15 protein-coding genes are annotated in these 17,707 nt (G+C 34.7%); 1 reads left to right on the top strand and 14 read right to left on the bottom strand.

Annotated elements, in window-relative coordinates; genetic code table 11:
- Nucleotides 1-37 precede the first annotated feature (37 nt).
- The 12 genes from ftsY to shp3 all read right to left on the bottom strand — a co-directional run bounded on the left by ftsY (nt 38) and on the right by shp3 (nt 12,221).
- Nucleotides 38-1,327, bottom strand: a complete 1,290-nt coding sequence (gene ftsY / locus HT736_RS00170; RefSeq protein ID WP_138707763.1) for a signal recognition particle-docking protein FtsY — start codon at nt 1,325-1,327, stop codon at nt 38-40.
- A gap of 3 nt (nt 1,328-1,330) precedes the next feature.
- Complete coding sequence (locus HT736_RS00165) at nt 1,331-2,149, bottom strand: Cof-type HAD-IIB family hydrolase (RefSeq protein ID WP_000763444.1); 819 nt, start codon at nt 2,147-2,149, stop codon at nt 1,331-1,333.
- Nucleotides 2,149-2,940 carry an HAD family hydrolase gene (locus HT736_RS00160; RefSeq protein ID WP_025172090.1) on the bottom strand — a complete coding sequence of 264 codons (792 nt, stop codon included), beginning with the start codon at nt 2,938-2,940 and terminating at the stop codon, nt 2,149-2,151. The genes HT736_RS00165 and HT736_RS00160 overlap by 1 nt, the downstream gene beginning before the upstream one ends.
- A gap of 1,069 nt (nt 2,941-4,009) precedes the next feature.
- Nucleotides 4,010-5,176 carry a nucleotide sugar dehydrogenase gene (locus HT736_RS00150; RefSeq protein WP_000705670.1) on the bottom strand — a complete coding sequence of 389 codons (1,167 nt, stop codon included), beginning with the start codon at nt 5,174-5,176 and terminating at the stop codon, nt 4,010-4,012.
- Nucleotides 5,177-5,197: 21 nt separating this feature from the next.
- Entirely contained in the window at nt 5,198-5,965 is a 768-nt protein-coding gene (locus HT736_RS00145; RefSeq protein ID WP_000846118.1) for a site-specific DNA-methyltransferase, read from the bottom strand.
- Entirely contained in the window at nt 5,949-7,175 is a 1,227-nt protein-coding gene (locus tag HT736_RS00140; RefSeq protein WP_001257305.1) for an MFS transporter, read from the bottom strand. The genes HT736_RS00145 and HT736_RS00140 overlap by 17 nt, the downstream gene beginning before the upstream one ends.
- Nucleotides 7,162-7,962 (bottom strand): hypothetical protein, encoded by an 801-nt coding sequence (locus HT736_RS00135; RefSeq protein ID WP_240154013.1) that lies wholly within the window; start codon nt 7,960-7,962, stop codon nt 7,162-7,164. The genes HT736_RS00140 and HT736_RS00135 overlap by 14 nt, the downstream gene beginning before the upstream one ends.
- Nucleotides 7,904-8,095, bottom strand: a complete 192-nt coding sequence (locus HT736_RS11505) for a hypothetical protein (RefSeq protein WP_240154012.1) — start codon at nt 8,093-8,095, stop codon at nt 7,904-7,906. The genes HT736_RS00135 and HT736_RS11505 overlap by 59 nt, the downstream gene beginning before the upstream one ends.
- Nucleotides 8,096-8,098: 3 nt before the next feature.
- Entirely contained in the window at nt 8,099-9,220 is a 1,122-nt protein-coding gene (locus HT736_RS00130; RefSeq protein WP_001221832.1) for a hypothetical protein, read from the bottom strand.
- Between the two features lie 5 nt (nt 9,221-9,225).
- Entirely contained in the window at nt 9,226-9,696 is a 471-nt protein-coding gene (locus HT736_RS00125; protein WP_172930630.1) for a hypothetical protein, read from the bottom strand.
- A 495-nt stretch (nt 9,697-10,191) separates the two neighbouring features.
- Nucleotides 10,192-12,048 carry a hypothetical protein gene (locus HT736_RS00120; protein WP_172930629.1) on the bottom strand — a complete coding sequence of 619 codons (1,857 nt, stop codon included), beginning with the start codon at nt 12,046-12,048 and terminating at the stop codon, nt 10,192-10,194.
- A 101-nt stretch (nt 12,049-12,149) separates the two neighbouring features.
- Nucleotides 12,150-12,221, bottom strand: a complete 72-nt coding sequence (gene shp3 / locus HT736_RS00115; protein ID WP_001812431.1) for a peptide pheromone SHP3 — start codon at nt 12,219-12,221, stop codon at nt 12,150-12,152.
- A gap of 79 nt (nt 12,222-12,300) precedes the next feature.
- Here shp3 and HT736_RS00110 point away from each other — a divergent pair, with 79 nt between their 5' ends.
- Entirely contained in the window at nt 12,301-13,152 is an 852-nt protein-coding gene (locus HT736_RS00110; RefSeq protein WP_138704666.1) for an Rgg/GadR/MutR family transcriptional regulator, read from the top strand.
- A gap of 193 nt (nt 13,153-13,345) precedes the next feature.
- Here the strand turns inward: HT736_RS00110 and smc are convergent, their stop codons facing one another.
- Together smc and rnc are read right to left on the bottom strand one after the other, a co-directional pair.
- Nucleotides 13,346-16,885, bottom strand: coding sequence for a chromosome segregation protein SMC (gene smc / locus HT736_RS00105; RefSeq protein ID WP_172930628.1), 3,540 nt, complete (start codon nt 16,883-16,885; stop codon nt 13,346-13,348).
- Nucleotides 16,876-17,574 carry a ribonuclease III gene (rnc, locus tag HT736_RS00100; RefSeq protein ID WP_000661480.1) on the bottom strand — a complete coding sequence of 233 codons (699 nt, stop codon included), beginning with the start codon at nt 17,572-17,574 and terminating at the stop codon, nt 16,876-16,878. The genes smc and rnc overlap by 10 nt, the downstream gene beginning before the upstream one ends.
- Between the last annotated feature and the right edge of the window lie 133 nt (nt 17,575-17,707).

Raw genomic sequence — 17,707 nt, 5'->3', positions numbered from 1 at the left:
CCTGCAAGTTTGTAGCTTGCAGGATTTTTGCTTCTGATTAGATTAAACCTTCCAAGAGACCTTTCATAAAGTTTTCTGAGTTAAACTCTCCAATATCATCGATTTTTTCACCAAAACCAATCAATTTTACAGGAATATTGAGTTCTTCTCGGATGGCTAGAACAACACCACCTCGAGCAGTTCCATCAATCTTAGTCAAGACAATTCCTGTTAAAGGAGTGATTTTTGAAAATTCTTTGGCCTGTACCAAGGCATTTTGACCTGTTGATGCATCAAGTGCCAAGAAGGTTTCATGAGGAGCTTCTGGCACAATACGTTTGATAATACGACCAATCTTTTCCAACTCAGCCATGAGGTTGTCCTTGTTTTGCAAACGACCAGCAGTATCGATCATGAGAATATCGATACCTTCAGCCACGGCACGTTCCATGCCATCAAAGACCACACTGGCTGGATCAGCTTTTTCAGATCCAGTCACAACTGGAACGTCCACACGACGGCCCCATTCAGCAAGCTGGGCTACCGCCCCTGCACGGAAGGTGTCTGCCGCAACCAACATAACCTTCTTGCCAGCTTGTTTGTAGCGGTGGGCTAGTTTTCCGATAGAAGTTGTTTTCCCAACACCATTAACACCGACAAAGAGCATGACTGTCAAGCCATTTTGGAAGTGGATGCTTTCATCGTAGCTACCATCCTTTTCATAAAGCTCAACCAATTTCTCAATGATGACACGGCGCAGTGCATCAGGTTTCTTGGCGTTTTCAAGCTTGGCTTCGTAGCGTAACTCATCTGTTAAGTTAGAAGCGACCTGTACACCAACGTCACTCATGATCAGCAGTTCTTCCAGTTCCTCGAAAAATTCTTCGTCAACAGAGCGGAAGTTGGCAAGGAAGGCATTCAAACGAGCACCGAAGCCTGTACGAGTCTTCTTGAGACTGCGGTCATATTTTTCCTGAACAGTTTCTTCTGCTTGAGGCGTTTGTGCTTCAAGCACTTCAGAATTATTTTCTTCTACAGTTCGTTCGTGCTCAGGATTATCTCCCTCTGAGACTTCTTCTGAGTTTGGAAATTCTTCTATTTCTTCTTGAGAAACCTCTACAGTTGGCTTTGAATCCATACTTTCTTCAACTGTATCTTGGATTTCCTCTTCTTGGAGCTTAGCTTGTTCAACAATTTCAACTTCTTCATCTTCCTGAGAAACTTCCTCAGCTTCTGTAAGGGCAGGCTCCGTATCTTCAGACAAATCAAGATTTTCCAGAGCTTCTTTTACAACTTCTTCGATTTTAGGTTCTTCTTTTTTTCCGAATAGACGGTCAAATAATCCCATATCTTAGTTCTCCTTTAGCACATATTCTTCGATAGCCCAGGCGACAGCCTCTTCATCGTTGGTCATTGGCGTCACTACATTTGCGACTGCCTTTACTTCAGGAACAGCGTTTTGCATGGCAACACCAAGCCCTGCCCATTCAATCATAGAAAGGTCATTGGCTTCATCACCACAGGCCATAACTTGGCTTTGGTCGATTCCTAGATGGCTGATTAGTTTTGCCAAACCTGTTGCTTTATGAACATTCTTTGGTGACCATTCTAGCAACATTTCACGTGATTTAAAGATTTCATATTGGTCAAACAATTCTGGAGAAATCTTTTGAATGGCTGCATCCAAGGGTTCTTGAGCAAAGGCAGTCACGCATTTATTGTAGGTCATTTGACTAGACAAGTCTTCAAAGTCCACTGGAACAAAAGTCAAAGCTGGATTAAATTTGGCATAAAGACTTTCTTGGTCGGATTGGATTTGATAAACAGTTCCTTCTGAGATAGCATCAAGAGGCAGTGATAATTTCTCTGTTTCCTCATACAAGCGTGCCACATCATCATATGAAAAGACTGTTTTATCAAGGATTTCTCCTGTATTTTTCTGAACCAAACCACCATTAAAAGTAATCGTATACTCATCTTCTTGGCCGTCAGTCCCTAGCTCATGGAGAAAGAAATCCATGGCTTTTAAGGGACGACCAGTTGTCAATACAACCTTAATACCACGATCACGCGCAGCTTTCAAGGTTGCCTTGGTGCGATCCGTCAACCTTTTATCAGTAGTCAGCAAGGTCCCATCCAAGTCCAATGCAATCAATTTTATATCTGCCATTATAAGCCCTCCATATAAGCTATAACCGACTGGTCTTTATGGTGACCAATCACAGTCTCTGCTAATTCTAAAATTTCTGGTCGTGCATTTTCAGGAGCCACAGGATGTCCCACAACCTGCATCATATGCAAATCATTTAGATTGTCTCCAAAAGCCATAACCTGATCCATTGTGATACCAAGTTTTTTAGCTAATTCAACAATAGCCACACCCTTATCGACATAGTCCAGAACAATATCAATGGATTCAAAGCCAGTTGTCATGGCCTTAACACCAGGAACATGTTCATTAACCCAAGCTTCCCCAGCTTCTAGCGTTTCTTCTGTGAAGTTGGTTGTAAATTTGAAAATGTCATCTGTAATATCTTCTAGACTCGCTACTTTTTGAATATTTTCATTATAGTGCTGACTCACTTTTAAATAGGTCTCATCAACCGTATCTAGCACATAAGAGCCTTTTTTCCCCGTCAAGAGCAATTTATTAATATCTACATAAGGTGACGTTTTCAGCTTTTCAAAAGTTGATAGATAGAACTCACGAGACATGGTCGCTTCATACAAGTCCTGACCTTGATATTCGACCAAACTGCCATTTTCCGCGATGAAAATAATGTCATCACGAACATCAGCAAATAATTTTTCTAAGGATAGAAATCCGCGCCCCGAAGCCACCGCAAAGTAAATCCCTTTTTCCTTGTAGGAAGCCAAAAGAGACTTGAGGCAATCCATATCAAAGCGTCCATTCCCATCTAGGAAGGTTCCGTCCATATCCGTTGCTACTAATTTAATCATAAATTCTTCATACTCCAATTAATAAATCCACCTTCTATTATACCATAGAAAAAGCAAATAGCGCCTAATCCATTTGAGATTAGACGCTTGATAAACTCCCGACTTTATCACTTAATTTTTATCCAATATTACTTAACCCTTTAGTATAACTGGATTTTTTCTAAATTCCCAAACTAACTTCCACCGCCAATAAAAGTTGAAATTAATCTGATAAAAATCGAAAAAACAAGTGGAATTCCAAGTCAGAGTAAGTTCCACTTGTTTATCGTCCAATAACAAGGAAGAGATGCTCGTCTTTCAAAATTGTCTTAAAGGTTTCTTCAGAATTGAGCCTGTATTCAATAGCCTTCCCTAGTTCTGAACCCTGTAAAACTGACTGGATCCGGCACCAAACAAAGAAGTCTTCCATTCAGGGTTGGAGCTTTTCTTGACGTTTCTGTAGTCGTTCATCAATCGACAATGTATCCCATCAATAAGCTAAGCCTTTAGCACCTAACGATGATTTCCCCACTTGCTTGGGCGTCGCTTCAAAAAACTCCTTTCTCACATGTGCCCAACAACCAACAAGTGCAGCTTCTTCCAGTTGACGATAAGCGGACGAGCATCTCGCAGTTTACCAAGCTTAGCATCGCTTTGCTCCTAAACCTTGGACTGCTATCGCATAAGCAGAATAAGCTCCATGAGATTCCTGCACTACTAAACCACTCCGTCGCTGATCATGATGGTAAAGCGTGATACCTTGTTGCTCATCTTTCCCTGACAAAAAAGTCTAATAATAGGTCTGCTGGCTATCACTTTTTAAGACCCAATAAGAGGTTTCTTTCGGATGAGGAAGAGGTTGTTATAGAAACTTTTCTTCTATAGTTACTTATCTTATAAAAAACATGTTATAACATAGTATATTGACATTGAAATAGTACACCGTTGTTTCTAAAACATTGTTAGAAATTGGTTTAACTTCCCCAATAAATTTGTTCAATTTTTATTTCATTTCGCTATAAATCGTAATATACTTTGATTTTCTCAAATATTATGTTATCGCAACTTCTCAAAAGTAAAATATTATTATTTAATCCCTATTAAATATATCTCTTGTATAAACTTTTTCTAATACATCAGACAATTCATCTGAAATTCTATTTGAAATAATAACATCCGATGTTTTTTTAAATTCTTCCAGATTCGTTACAACTTTAGCATCAAAAATCTCTTTTGAAGACAAAAACGGTTCATAAATAATAATATTTACATTATATTTCGTTAATTGTTTAATCACATTTTCAGTTGACGAATCACGAATATTATCAGAATCTTTTTTAGCTAGCAAACGATAAATGCCTACATTGTATATATTATTTTTTGTTATTTGTGTTGCTATAAACTCTGATCTTTTTTGGTTACTTAATACAATAGAATCTAACAAAACAGTTGGAAGGCCTTCACATTCACTTAACATATGTTTTGTATCTTTAGGTAAACAGTATCCTCCATAACCAAAACTAGGATTATTGTAAAATTCTCCGATTCTTTCTTCAGAACAAATTCCTTCAATGATATTTTTAGTATTTAACCCTTTCATAATGGAAAAACTATCAATTTCATTGAAGAACGCAATTCTCATTGCAAGGTATGAATTTGAAAATAACTTAATTGCTTCAGCTTCAGCTGAATTTGTCAGTAGAATCGGGGCAACTTCATTTAACGAGAACTCCGATAATAATCTTCCAAATCTTTGACAATATTCAGCTCTCCCTCCCAAAATAATTCTAGATGGAAATAAGTTATCTAATAATGCTTTTCCTTCACGCAAAAACTCTGGAGAAAAAATGATCCGATCTGTGTGAAATTTTGTATTCAAATAATTCGTAAATCCGATTGGCACTGTAGATTTTATAACTATATATGCAACAGGATTAATACTTAGGCAATCAGCTATAACTGATTCTATACCCTCAGTATCTAATACTCCTTTATTTTCATCAAAGTCTGTTGGTATTGCTATTATGATACAATCAACTTTTTCAAAGTACTTCTCATCATAAATACAAGCTTCGAATTTCAAATCTTTATTTAAAAAATATCTCTCCAACTCATAGTCGATAAATGGACAAATTTTATTATTAAGCTGTTCGACTTTCTGTAAATTAATGTCTAATCCAACCACGTCATGTTCCTGAGATAACAGGACAGATAAAGTCAAACCGACGTACCCCATACCAACTGTAGTTATTTTCATAATAGACCTTCTACTACTTTCTTATCTGTTTACATTCAGCGCACCCACTTGATTTAGTTTTTTTAAACCTAATTTATAAGTGGTTGGATTTAATTCATAGGTAATGAACTTTCTATTTTTCTTAAAAGCACACAAAGATGTAGTCGCTTGCCCCATAAACGGATCCAACACAACATCACCTTCCAGAGAATAAATATCAATAAGTTGATTGACAATTTGTTCTGGAAAAGCTGGTGGTCTTGTAGAATAATCCCAAGGTATATTCCAAATGCAGTCAATAAATTTAGTGCCCTCAATGTTTCTATCCCACACTATAAATTCTGACTTTTTCTTAAAAATCAATATGTATTCATAGTTATTTAGAATCAAAGACTCATTATTCGAATAACTTGAAGGATATTTTTCAACTTGATTTTTGATATATGAAGTATTATTCAAATTCCATATTATTGTCCCTTCAATATAGAAATTATGCTCCGCAAAGAATTTTTCAATTTCATGTTTGATATCGTAATACATATTTTGATTTTTTCTGCTAATTTCTACAGAACTGCAAATATTGATGCAAATTGTTCCTGTTTCTTTTAATATTTTACTACATCTTTCCCAAACACTATTTAGACTCTGAATATAGCCTTTATATGTTTCTGTTAACCCAATCTGATCATCGTGTTGATAATCAACTAAATTAAAATATGGTGGAGAAGTGATTATTAAATCAACAGAATCATTTTCTACATCTTCCATAGCTCTGGAATCACCTAAATAAGCCTTATTCTCTGTTTTCATGTTTTTTACTCCTTTTAGTTTTTTCTATTAACATATACGAGATTAATATCATTACAATCATAAAACAAGAAATCAATAAGATAGTTATTCTCATATTAAATATTTGAATTCCTACACCAATTATCGGATTTACCAACATTGTAACAAGACTAATTGAAAAGGATAGTCCTGATATAACTGTTGCTCTTGAATTGTCATCAACCCAAAGATGTAACATCTCCATGATAATAGGATCAAGAATATCTATGATAATGTACAACAGTAGAAAACTAAATATAAATGTGGCATTGAAAGGCAAAATTTGAAAAATAATGGAAATCATTAGTATCAATGATAGCAGCATAATTAATTTAGAAACTCTTATTTTTGATATTTTATAAGCTTGAGTTGCTACTATGCCACCAATGATACTATAAATCATAAACATAGCTCCATTAATAGATGTAGAAAATCCTATTTTAGAAAAATAATCTGGTAATAAAGCAAATACTACGTTAATTGCTGAGACAATAACCGTAGTAAAAGCGAACATGAAAAGAATTTTAGTAGATTTTAGCAACCTATGAAAAACTGAAAATAATTCTTTAAATTTCGGAACACCATTTTGATTAAGATCTTCTATAGAGTGTTTCTGATTATCTGGAATAGATATGATGATTATCATTGAACCTATAAGTGTAAAAGATTGTATAAAATATGGTAAACATCTTGTAATGCTATATAAACCACCTCCTATAAATGTAGCAATCCCCAAAGTCAGAGCGCTGATTAATTGTAACTTTCCTCGTATTTTCCCATAACTCTCCTCCTTGCCTTCACTTCTTAGAGATTCAAAAAACAAGGCATCATCAGCTCCACTTAAAAAAGCATTTCCTACTCCTTCTAAAACAAATGCACCTAGTATAACATAGTAAACATAGTCCTTCATTAGCAAGATTGATGAAAGAGTTAATAATGGAGTAATTGATAACAGAACTAGTCCCAATAGAACGATTTTCTTCTTACTAAACCTATCTCCTAAAATTCCGGAGGGAATCTCTGAAACTAATTGTGAAAATAGAAAAATAGATTGAAAAAATGCAAATTGTACTAAAGATAATCCCAAAAACTGAACAATAAAGATAATATTTACTATTCTAGTAAATCGTAAATTTGTAAAAATGATATATAGATAATATTTTAACTCTGATGAAATTTTATTGCTTCTCATACCACATTCCTTCTAATTCATCTTTTACTAACCAAAAATTATCAACATCAAAAGATTTAAAAATAGCTTCCAATTCTATTCTATTCATAAATTCATGAAACAATGGATCAGATTTTCTAGTTTTATTCAAAGATGCTGATTCAAAAATACCTATTTTCCCATTATTACTCCTATGCATGCGATTTCTACAACTAAGAGATGGCATATCTATATATATTTTGGGATATATTTTATTACTGATTCTCCAGGCTTTGCCAATTGCTTTACACTGACTTAACTCTTCACAAACTATAATTTCTTCAAAATTTTCTTCAAAATATTCTGAAATGAATTCTGGTAAATACGAAATGATTGATCTACGAAAATGAAGTAATAGTTCTGGTCCAAATACAATATTCTTTGCACTAGGCACTAAATCATACAAACCTTTTAATTCATCATCACTAAAGTTATGTTTTTTTAATATCTTATCAATCATTTTATAAGATAAATCTCTTCGAATTATTTTTATTTCAATGCCTACACGTTTTCCTAGCTGTTCAAAAAATATTTCTAAGCGTTTAACAAATTGTTGCCATCTTTCTTTTTCACAATCATCTTTACATGATTCAATAGGTGTATCCACATATATTGCACAATTTAAATTTTTCATGATGGCCTCATTAATAGGCATCAGTATATCAAAGTAAAAATTGATAGCCAGATTATCAATTTTTGCATCACAGCGATCAATACAAGCCCCCCCCAACAACAAGACTGTTATTTGGAGAAAAATTACTTGTTTCATCAAAAACTATTAAATTATCCCTAAAACTAGCATCATAATTTAAGTCATTTAATGAAATTATCTGATTTAAATCTTTTTTATACATTTTTTTCACTAGTAAATTGGAAAAATCAATATCTTCAATCACAGGCATGTATTATCTTCCTTTCAATAGTCCTTTTTCAAGCATAATTCTAATAATTGAACGAATACCGCTCTCTTCCTTATATTGAATTTCATTTTTTGATTCATACACCGAACCTTCATTAATATATGATATTATATTGTCGAAGATTTCTTCTTTATATCTTGTACTAATATTAGAAAATGCTTCTCTTACTTTAGTCACACCTTCACTTTCTTCAAGTAACTCATCTGTTGAAAATAAATATCCATACTTAGATAAGGTATTACAATTCCCAGAGATTTGATTATATTTTTCAAGCAATAATGCCTGAGAATAATTTGAAGGCAAAAAATAATGTGGTTTTAAGCCTAATTCTAAACTCTCTAAATAAAATGTCAAACCAGGTGTTGTAAATATCCTACTTGCTTCACATGACGCTGATAGAAACTCTTTATGGGACATTACTTTAAATGTAACATTGTAGTCAAAACGGTTGTTTGATTCAATCCATTTTTTCTGCGTCATGTTACAAGCACAATCAATCTCATATTTATCAATATTAGGTATTTTTGAAAAAAGTTTTAGATAAAATAACATGTACTTTTTGAAAAATACATCATTTTCATATGGAGTAACTATACCAGCGAAATTTAATAGAATTTTATTGTTTTTGAAATCTTTTGTTTTTGTTATTCCTTCCGTATTAATAATAGGATTTATTGTTTGGATATTCTTATACTGCGATAAATTATTGGGATCAATAAAAGCATTTTGAACAAAATAAATATCATATTCGTTAATCCCATCTAGGGGTTTTTCCCACATCCAACTTAGACTATCAACAAATACACTTTTTACATTTAAATTTGTATCTCGTTGAATTTTAGGAATATTCAGATTCATAACATTAATTAAGAGTTCATAATTCTTAATATCTACTATTTTCAAAAAGCTTTCAGACCTAATTTCATCAGTATCACACTCGATGTATTCTAATCTATTACCAAAGTTGGTCTTAAAAAAATTTATAGATTCTCCATTTCCGCAAAATGTAATCTCTTTATATCCCATCTTCAATAGCTCTTTGATAATAGAATATAATTTGGAAGACGGACCAAAACCAAAATTTGTAGTTACTGTCAAAATTCTCATAACAATCACCTAATAAATATATGCTTTTCTATGTACTTTAATATTTTTAACCATTCAAGTTTATCTGGAAACTCATCTTCAGAATCATAATAAATAACATGAACCTGAGTACCTGTTGTGTGTAAACCTTCATACAATGGTGTTTTTGAACCGATTCTTTTGTTAATTCCTAAGACAATAGGAATAGAGTGCGCTGAAGCCCAACCAAGTTCCACAGCACATCCATAACTATTATTTGGAAAAGTAATATATACATTACTTTGTTTCGGTATCGAATAATCTCTAAGGGTACATTCTAAAGAATCTGCAATCTTTTTGCCAAATTCTTCTTCCTCTAGAACACAAAACACATTATGACCATACGATCTCAAATCAGAAATAATCCCCTTAATTCTGGACTTTGTCGCAGTTTCTAACGGACTTTTCAAGTTCGGATTAATTATTCCTGTGATTGGTGTACCTAAAAAAATATCCATTGTTATTCATTCCTTTCTTTCGTTTCATTCAATGCACAACACTGAGTTAAAAAGTATTGTGCTCTTTGTTTAAAACTATAATATAAAACGTGAAAACATATCACTATTACAAATCGCGACGAGGCGATTAAGTGAGTGCTTCAGCCAATACATTTGAAAAAATCCATCATTATAACTGTAGTTCATCCTATTAGGTACAACCAACTGTGACCATAATACTAAAAAAATCAAAGAGAAAACTAGGAAGCTTGTCTTGTACATCTCAAAATACTGATTTTATAATGAAGATAAGACTAGAATGCTAATTAATAGATTTACAGATAAATATCTGATATCTTGTATTGCTTTACGATTTCTTAAGATTATAATTAGTAAATTTATTATTAGATAAGCGACTTGTTTATAAAAAGAAATAGGCCTTTCTCAAATTTGGTGAAGGAATACTCCTCGTGTTTCAATTACTCAAAATTAGAGTAAATAATAAATATATTACATTTATATTTTTTCAAACTTTCCCTCACAATTATTTATTAAATTGAAGAAACATCTACTAATAGCTATTCCCCCATTCTGAATAATAAATAGCTTAAGATAATAGCTTTGAAGTAAAGTATCCTCGTTAAAACAGATCTCTCCTTCAACTACTTTAGTTCCAATATTTTTAAAACGTATTCTTTTCAACTCTGGTGAGGTATTTGATGACTTTTCTACATATGTTGGTAGCTGTACTCCTAAGTAAACATCTCCTCTATGTTGTGGAGTAATAACAATCTTATATTTTATTCTTAATCTTTCTCTATCATAATTATCACACATAAAATCTACTTCTGGCATGCCTGTCATTGAAGTATTTTTATCACCGCACCTATAACAATAGAAAGAATTAATATTGAATAAATTGTTAGTTTCTGGAATATAGTTGCAACCAACACCCGAACTTCCACAACAACATATTTTTTTGAAAATACTACTTTCATCAATTATAGACCTAAAAATATTATATCGATCAAATTCGAAAAGCTCGTCATTTTGATTCTGAATCATTATTTCAGCTATCTTTTTAGAAATAGGATTTACTCTATTTATTAAATTTCGTTCAAAATCTAAATATTTTTCTTCTGTCACTCCATAGGTACCTCTGCGTGTCATTTGCATGTAATCTGCTAAAACATTATTAGATAACTTTTTTACCTCATGTTCACTACTTAATAACCCAGACGAAACATATGAAGCAAGTCGCGATAAAATCATTTTGCTACTTTGGGTTAATCGGACAATCCCATTTATATTTTCAAGTGATTGATCTACTTTTCTAGTATTTGGAAGTCCAATATTAACAATTGAAACAAACGGCTGTACATCATTTAACTTATTATGAAGTTTGGTTCCAATATTTGTCAAATTTGAATCTGAAAAAATTTCATATATCTCTGGATTATCAATCGATTGAACAGCAATAGAAGCAACAATATTTCTTGCTATTCCATCGATAGCATCTAATGTTAAGTTGAATCTAGAATCATACAATCTACAATCATTAAACGGAAAATTACTACAAGATAATAAAAATAATGTTTCAACATTTATAGAGCTAATACGTATTGCTTTACTCTCATCCTTAAAAAAAGATTGCCCTTGATGGCCCCAAGAAGGAGCAAATTTTTCTTGTTGAGGAATTAATTTATTAAAACCATGCAAAGTGAAATCAGCTAAATTTAGATGATCTTCTTTTCCATGTCCATGAAAAACTAATTCTGACCAAGATTTTTCTTCCAAAAGATTTTTTATATTTTCATTTTCAAGCCTTTTTATATCAAAAATATCCCATTTGTTTTTTGTTTCACTAAATTCATTTAACTTTTTATGCGAAAAGACTGCTTTTCGTACTTCTTTTTCACTTTTTGAGTAAAACTGCTTTCCTATCATCCAAGACAATGAAGATAGATCTCTTCCTGTCAGTATGTACAGTTCAATATTATTTTTCTTACAATATTCTAATATAGTCAAAATTTTATATTGTGAAAAATCTTTATATAGTCCTATTACTACCAGATTTTCTATGTTTATCATCTCATTTAAAGAGGTCACCCACTTCTTACAAAATAACCTACAGTTTTTATAAAACTCTAAATCAGAAGATAGAGTGATCCCTGCATCGCATTGGTAAATTGGCGTTGTTTTATAGCATTCGGAATATTCATTGTTAATTCGCTTAATATTATGAAGTAAATCTTCTCTTTTGTGGTCAACAAAAACAGGAATTTCTCCTTGAAAATTTAAACCCATAGTATTAAAAGCATTCGAATACTCTTGTACATTATTTGATATTTTAAATAAATTCTGTTTTTTCAATTAAAGCCTCCCAAATTATAAATACCGTATTTTATACTATGTATCTATAAAATCTTAAGTCTTTAGAATATTCTAAAGACTTAAGTGTACACTTAAGCATTTTACCCACCAACAATTATGATAATATCCATCACCAAAACCAAAATCGGCAAAAATTTTGAAATTTTCTTCATACTCGGACTTCCTTTCCGTTTTTATTTATTGTACAATAAATAAAAACGGATTTAATTTTTGTTGGGAAAATGGGAAATTATGAAATTAAAACTTGGCATCACACTTAGAAAAGTTCGTAAAGGAAAACAAATTAGTCTATGCTCTGTAGCAGATGAACATCTTTCAAAATCTCAAATATCTAGATTCGAACGTGGGGAATCAGAGATATCTTGTATTCGACTTATCAATATTTTAGACAAATTACACATTACTTTAGATGAGTTTCTTATTTTACATGATGAAGATTATACTAATACTGAATTATTCGCTAATTTGGTTCAATATATTCGTAAGCAATATTCATCACAAAACATCAATAATATAGCCGCTCTACTTTCTGACTCATCACATTACACTTTAAATTCGTTCGAGAAAACAATGATAAAATCCATTCTACATACAATGGATTCCAGCATTATTCCATCAAATAAAGAATTACTTCAATTGACAGATTATCTCTTCAAAGTTGAAAAATGGGGTTACTATGAAATCACTTTATTAGGTAACTGTGTACGAACAATAAACTACAACTCCTACTTCCTATTAACAAAGGAAATGTTGAACAATTACATCTACTCTTCATTGAATAAAACAAATAAGCGAATTGTCACTCAACTGGCCATCAATTGTCTAATCCTGAGCATAGGTAAAGAAGAATTTTCAAACTGTACTTATCTAATCTCCGAGATAAAAGCATTATTAGATAATGAATTAAACTTTTATGAACAGACAGTTTTTCTCTATGCAACTGGTTACTTTGAATTTAAACGTCATTCAGATAGCGGAATTGAAAAAATGAAACAGGCCATACAAGTGCTTGATATTTTAGGAGAAGACAAGTTAAAATTACACTATACTAGCCATTTCGATAAACTGGTAAACAAAGAATAGATGAAATGATTCTCTACTATTTAACATTTTACAAATCAAGGGTGTCTCCATAAACTCACAACATCTCTAATGATTTTACCCTGATAGCAATAGACAGTTAAAAAGCCCTGAAATCAGCTAAATTTCAAGGCTTTCTTTATAGGCTATTGTATCAATTTACTTATTCCGATTTCTGTTGCTACTAGTTTAATTGTCATCCTTCAATACCTTCTAAATCTTTTAACTTAACTGAAACAATTTTTGAGACACCTGACTCTTGCATGGTCACTCCATAGATGGAATCAGCCGCTGCCATGGTTCCTTTACGGTGGGTCACAACGATAAACTGGCTGTCCTTGTCAAATCGATTGAGGTAATCCCCAAAACGTTTAACATTGGCTTCATCCAGCGCAGCTTCCACCTCATCCAAGATGACAAATGGAATGGTCTTGACACGAATAATGGAGAAGAGCAAGGCAAGAGCTGATAAGGCTTTTTCCCCACCACTCATGAGATTAAGCGACTGGATTTTCTTACCTGGAGGTTGAACAGAAATCTCCACACCAGCTGTTAAAAGGTCGCCCTCAGTCAATATCAAGTCTGCCTGACCTCCGCCAAACATCTGTTTGAAGGTCACTTTAAAGGACTCACGAATGGCTTCAAAAGTTGATTTAAAGCGTTCCTTAACCTCATCATTCATCTCTGTAATGGTCTCAAGGAGCAGGTTTTTCGCTGACAAAATATCATCTCTCTGGCTATTTAGGAAATCCAGACGGCTGTGAACTTCTTCGTACTGGTCAATAGCTTCCAAGTTGACTGGACCCAGTGAGCGAATAGCCTTCTCCAAATCCTTAACCTTTTGCTCTGCCAGATTAAGATTTTCCAATTCATGTGCCTTTTCTAGTGCTTCAGTATAGCTAATCTGGTACTGGTCTGTTAATTGGCTTTGTAAATGGCGTAAGCGCTCGCTGACCTTTTCTTTCTTAGCTTCAGCACGTGTTTGCTTGCGAATCCATTCCTCATTCTGTTGGCGAGCCTGATCCAAATGACTAGCAATATCATCCAGCTGGCCTTCAATATCATCCAACTCAAACTGCTTGCGAATCAAACCTTGTTGGAGGTTTGTTTTCTGAGTTTTGGCTTCTTCTACCTGTTGACTGAGCAAATTCGTATCAACTTTCTCAAGATTGTCAACCTTTTCTTGAAGAAGACGCTGGATTTCCTCTTGTTCTATATCTAAATTGTCCAATTCTTTGCCTAAACGTTCAATATCAGCAACTTCATAACGTTTTTGCCCTTGCAGTTCTGTCTTAAGCAAGCGAGCTTGCGCTACCTGTTCTTGCAAGTTCTGATAACGTTCTTGGATGGCATTTTTGTTAGACTTAATCTCTTCAATCTCAGCTTCTAGATTTTGCTTGTCACTGGAAATAGTAGCAAGGCGTGCTTGGCATTTTTCCTTATCTGCTTGCCAATCTCCCTCAGAAAGACGATCTAATTCCTCTTCTTGGAGTTTCCAAAGAGTTTCTAATTCTTCGACTTGCTGACTGGTCTGCTGATAAGCGAGGGACAAGCCCTGCTCCTGAATACGAGCCTGCTCACCCTGAGATTTGATGGCTTCTAATGATTCGGTCAATCTAGCCATCTCGTCTTGCAAGTTCTTCAAACTCGCTTCTTCTGAACGTAAGCTTACTTCTTCTTCAGCAATTTCTTTTTGCAATTGCTCCAGTTCTGGCTTGATAAAAATACTGTTATTCTGACGATTGGCTCCACCTGCATAGGAACCACCTGTGCGTAGCTCTGTCCCGTCCAGTGTCACCATGCGAACCTGATAACGAACCTGGCGAGCTGCTGCACGAGCATGTTCTACTGTATCAAAGATAGCTGTTATAGCTAGCAAATTCTTGAAAATAGCTTCCAACCTATTATCGAATGTCACCAACTCATCTGCCATCCCAAGGAAACCTGGGCTTCCAGCGATAGCACCTTGGTTCTGACTAGAAATCGTACGCGCCTTGATCGTTGTCAAAGGAAGGAAGGTTGCACGACCTGCTCTGTTTCGTTTGAGGAAATCAATCGCCTTAGTCGCCGCGTTCTCATCTTCTACAATGATGTGCTGACTGCTTGCTCCAAGCGCAATTTCCAAGGCAGTTTGATAATGCACATCAAAGGTCAGGTGCTCACTAACAGCACCAATAATACCACCAAGGCGGACTTTTTCTTGGAGAACAGTCTTAACACCTGCATAAAAGTTACTGTGATTTCTAAGGATATTTTCCAAACTTTGAGCTCTGGCCTGCTTGTTTTTGAGATTATCCAGACGGTCAAATAGTTGACTTTGTTGAGCTTGATAGGAAGATTTCTGCTCCTCTTGCTCCTTGGCAATAGCTTGGTAGTCAGCCAATAATTTTTGAACCTGCTCCTTAGCAGTTTCAAGCTCCGCCTTTTGCTGACTAGCCTTCTCTTTAGCTGTAGCCAGCTGTTCTTTGAGTTTTTGTAATTGATCTGCTTGTTTTTGAGAAAGCTGACGACTATTTTCCAACTCATTCTCGATGCGGGTCAGTTGGTTTGAGACATCCGCTTCTTCTTGTAAAAGAGCTACAAAGCGTTCGCGTAAGAGCTCAATCATTTGATCAGGATCATCTGAAAAAGCTAGCAATTCAGCTTCTAAACGATTGAGTTTTTGATTATTTTGGACTAGATTTTCCTCTAACAGAGCTAAAGAGCTTTCTTTATCAGATTTTTCTTGGCTGAGTAAATTTCTCTTATCCTCCAAAGCAGCCAAACGAGCTTGTGCTTCCTGTTGATTGAGGGCTACTTGCTCAGATTCTAATTTCGATAGGGCTAATTTTCTCTCTAAATCACTAATCAGACTGGTCAAATCCATCAAACTGCCTTGGTCTTTAGCCATTTCAGCCTGTAAATCTTGGCGTTGCTTTTTAAGAGTTTGATTTTCTTCTTCTAATTTTTCACGCTTTTGGTAATAGCTTGTCAAGAGTTCCTGAACCTGTACCAACTCTTCTTCTGTCGACCCTAGTTCAGACTTATTTTCCTTGATTTGAGCAACAAGGACATCCAAGTAAATAGCCTTGCGTTGACCTTCCAAATCTAAAAACTTACGAGCATTTTCTGCTTGCTTCTCAAGAGGCTTGATTTGATTATCCAACTCATAGATAATGTCCTCTAAGCGGTCTAGATTATCCTGAGTTTGTTGCAATTTGCTCTCAGTTTCTTTTCTGCGAGTCTTGTATTTCAAAACACCTGCAGCTTCTTCAAAAATAGCTCGGCGTTCCTCAGGCTTGGAGTTGAAAATCTCCTCAACCTTCCCTTGGGAAATGATAGAGAAGGAATCGCGTCCCAAACCTGTATCCAAGAAAAGATCATGAATATCACGCAGACGCACTTTCTTGCCGTCAATCTTGTATTCGCTATCACCACTACGATAGATATGGCGTTCTACCCTGATTTCTTGACCTGCATCCTTGATAAATCCGTCATGATTATCCAGAGTCACAACTACAAAAGCATAATTGAGCGATTTGCGACTTTCTGTTCCAGCAAAGATGACATCCGGCATCTTGCCCCCACGGAGACTCTTGACACTAGACTCCCCCAAGGCCCAACGAAGACTTTCTGTAATATTGGACTTTCCTGATCCATTTGGCCCCACAACTGCTGTAACCCCTTGGTCAAACACAACCTTGGTTTTATCAGCGAAAGACTTGAATCCCTGAATTTCAATTTCCTTTAAATACATGAATCCAGCCCTTTCTCAACTGCATTTTTAGCAGCTTCCTGCTCTGCTAGTTTTTTTGATCGACCTTGTCCTTGACCAATACTCTTACCTTCAACCAGAACTTCTACATCAAAAACCTTATCGTGGGCAGGACCCGTTTCAGAAATTACCTGATAACGAATAGCCACATCTCCATTGACCTGAAGTAACTCTTGGAGATGGGTTTTGTAGTCTGTAATCATCTCAAACTCGCCTGCTTCAACCTTAGGAATCATGACTTGATAGATAAATTCCTTGACCTTGGCCACATCCTTGTCCAAAAGGAGGGCACCAAGAAAGGCTTCAAAGGCATCACCAAGAATGGTATCACGATTGCGCCCACCAGACTTTTCTTCCCCCTTACCCAGCTTGATAAATTGATCAAACTGGCAATCACGCGCAAAACCAGCCAAACTCTCCTCGCGGACAATCATAGCACGGAGTTTAGACAAGTCACCCTCAGGTTTTTTAGGATATTTTTTATACAGATATTCTGAAATCAATAACTGTAGAACAGCGTCTCCTAAAAATTCCAAGCGTTCATTGTGTGAAATTTTTAAGAGGCGGTGCTCATTGGCATAACTCGTATGAGTAAAAGCAGTTTCCAGTAACTTTTTGTCTGCAAATTCGATTGCAAAATGGTTCTTTAGTACAGTTTGTAATTCTTTCATACCAACCTCTTTCTAACTGATAACAGTCCTTTTTATTATATCAAAAAAAGCCCCCTGAGTCACTTTAAAACGGGACTGGAAGTGATTTGGGCATTCTTTAGACAGAGATTTTCAGTTTTATACTCAATGAAAA

Source organism: Streptococcus sp. 339, assembly GCF_013277285.1.
In the GTDB taxonomy this organism is placed as follows: domain Bacteria; phylum Bacillota; class Bacilli; order Lactobacillales; family Streptococcaceae; genus Streptococcus; species Streptococcus pseudopneumoniae.
Note: the sequence above shows the minus strand (reverse complement) of the source record. Positions and strands in the feature narration are given on the sequence as shown.

Coding starts and splice junctions, on each gene's coding strand:
- ftsY (WP_138707763.1), bottom strand. CDS start 1,327: ATGGGATTATTTGACCGTCTATTCGGAAAAAAAGAAGAACCTAAAATC.
- HT736_RS00165 (WP_000763444.1), bottom strand. CDS start 2,149: ATGGCAGATATAAAATTGATTGCATTGGACTTGGATGGGACCTTGCTG.
- HT736_RS00160 (WP_025172090.1), bottom strand. CDS start 2,940: ATGATTAAATTAGTAGCAACGGATATGGACGGAACCTTCCTAGATGGG.
- HT736_RS00150 (WP_000705670.1), bottom strand. CDS start 5,176: ATGAAAATAACTACAGTTGGTATGGGGTACGTCGGTTTGACTTTATCT.
- HT736_RS00145 (WP_000846118.1), bottom strand. CDS start 5,965: ATGAAAACAGAGAATAAGGCTTATTTAGGTGATTCCAGAGCTATGGAA.
- HT736_RS00140 (WP_001257305.1), bottom strand. CDS start 7,175: ATGAGAAGCAATAAAATTTCATCAGAGTTAAAATATTATCTATATATC.
- HT736_RS00135 (WP_240154013.1), bottom strand. CDS start 7,962: ATGAAACAAGTAATTTTTCTCCAAATAACAGTCTTGTTGTTGGGGGGG.
- HT736_RS11505 (WP_240154012.1), bottom strand. CDS start 8,095: ATGCCTGTGATTGAAGATATTGATTTTTCCAATTTACTAGTGAAAAAA.
- HT736_RS00130 (WP_001221832.1), bottom strand. CDS start 9,220: ATGAGAATTTTGACAGTAACTACAAATTTTGGTTTTGGTCCGTCTTCC.
- HT736_RS00125 (WP_172930630.1), bottom strand. CDS start 9,696: ATGGATATTTTTTTAGGTACACCAATCACAGGAATAATTAATCCGAAC.
- HT736_RS00110 (WP_138704666.1), top strand. CDS start 12,301: ATGAAATTAAAACTTGGCATCACACTTAGAAAAGTTCGTAAAGGAAAA.
- smc (WP_172930628.1), bottom strand. CDS start 16,885: ATGTATTTAAAGGAAATTGAAATTCAGGGATTCAAGTCTTTCGCTGAT.
- rnc (WP_000661480.1), bottom strand. CDS start 17,574: ATGAAAGAATTACAAACTGTACTAAAGAACCATTTTGCAATCGAATTT.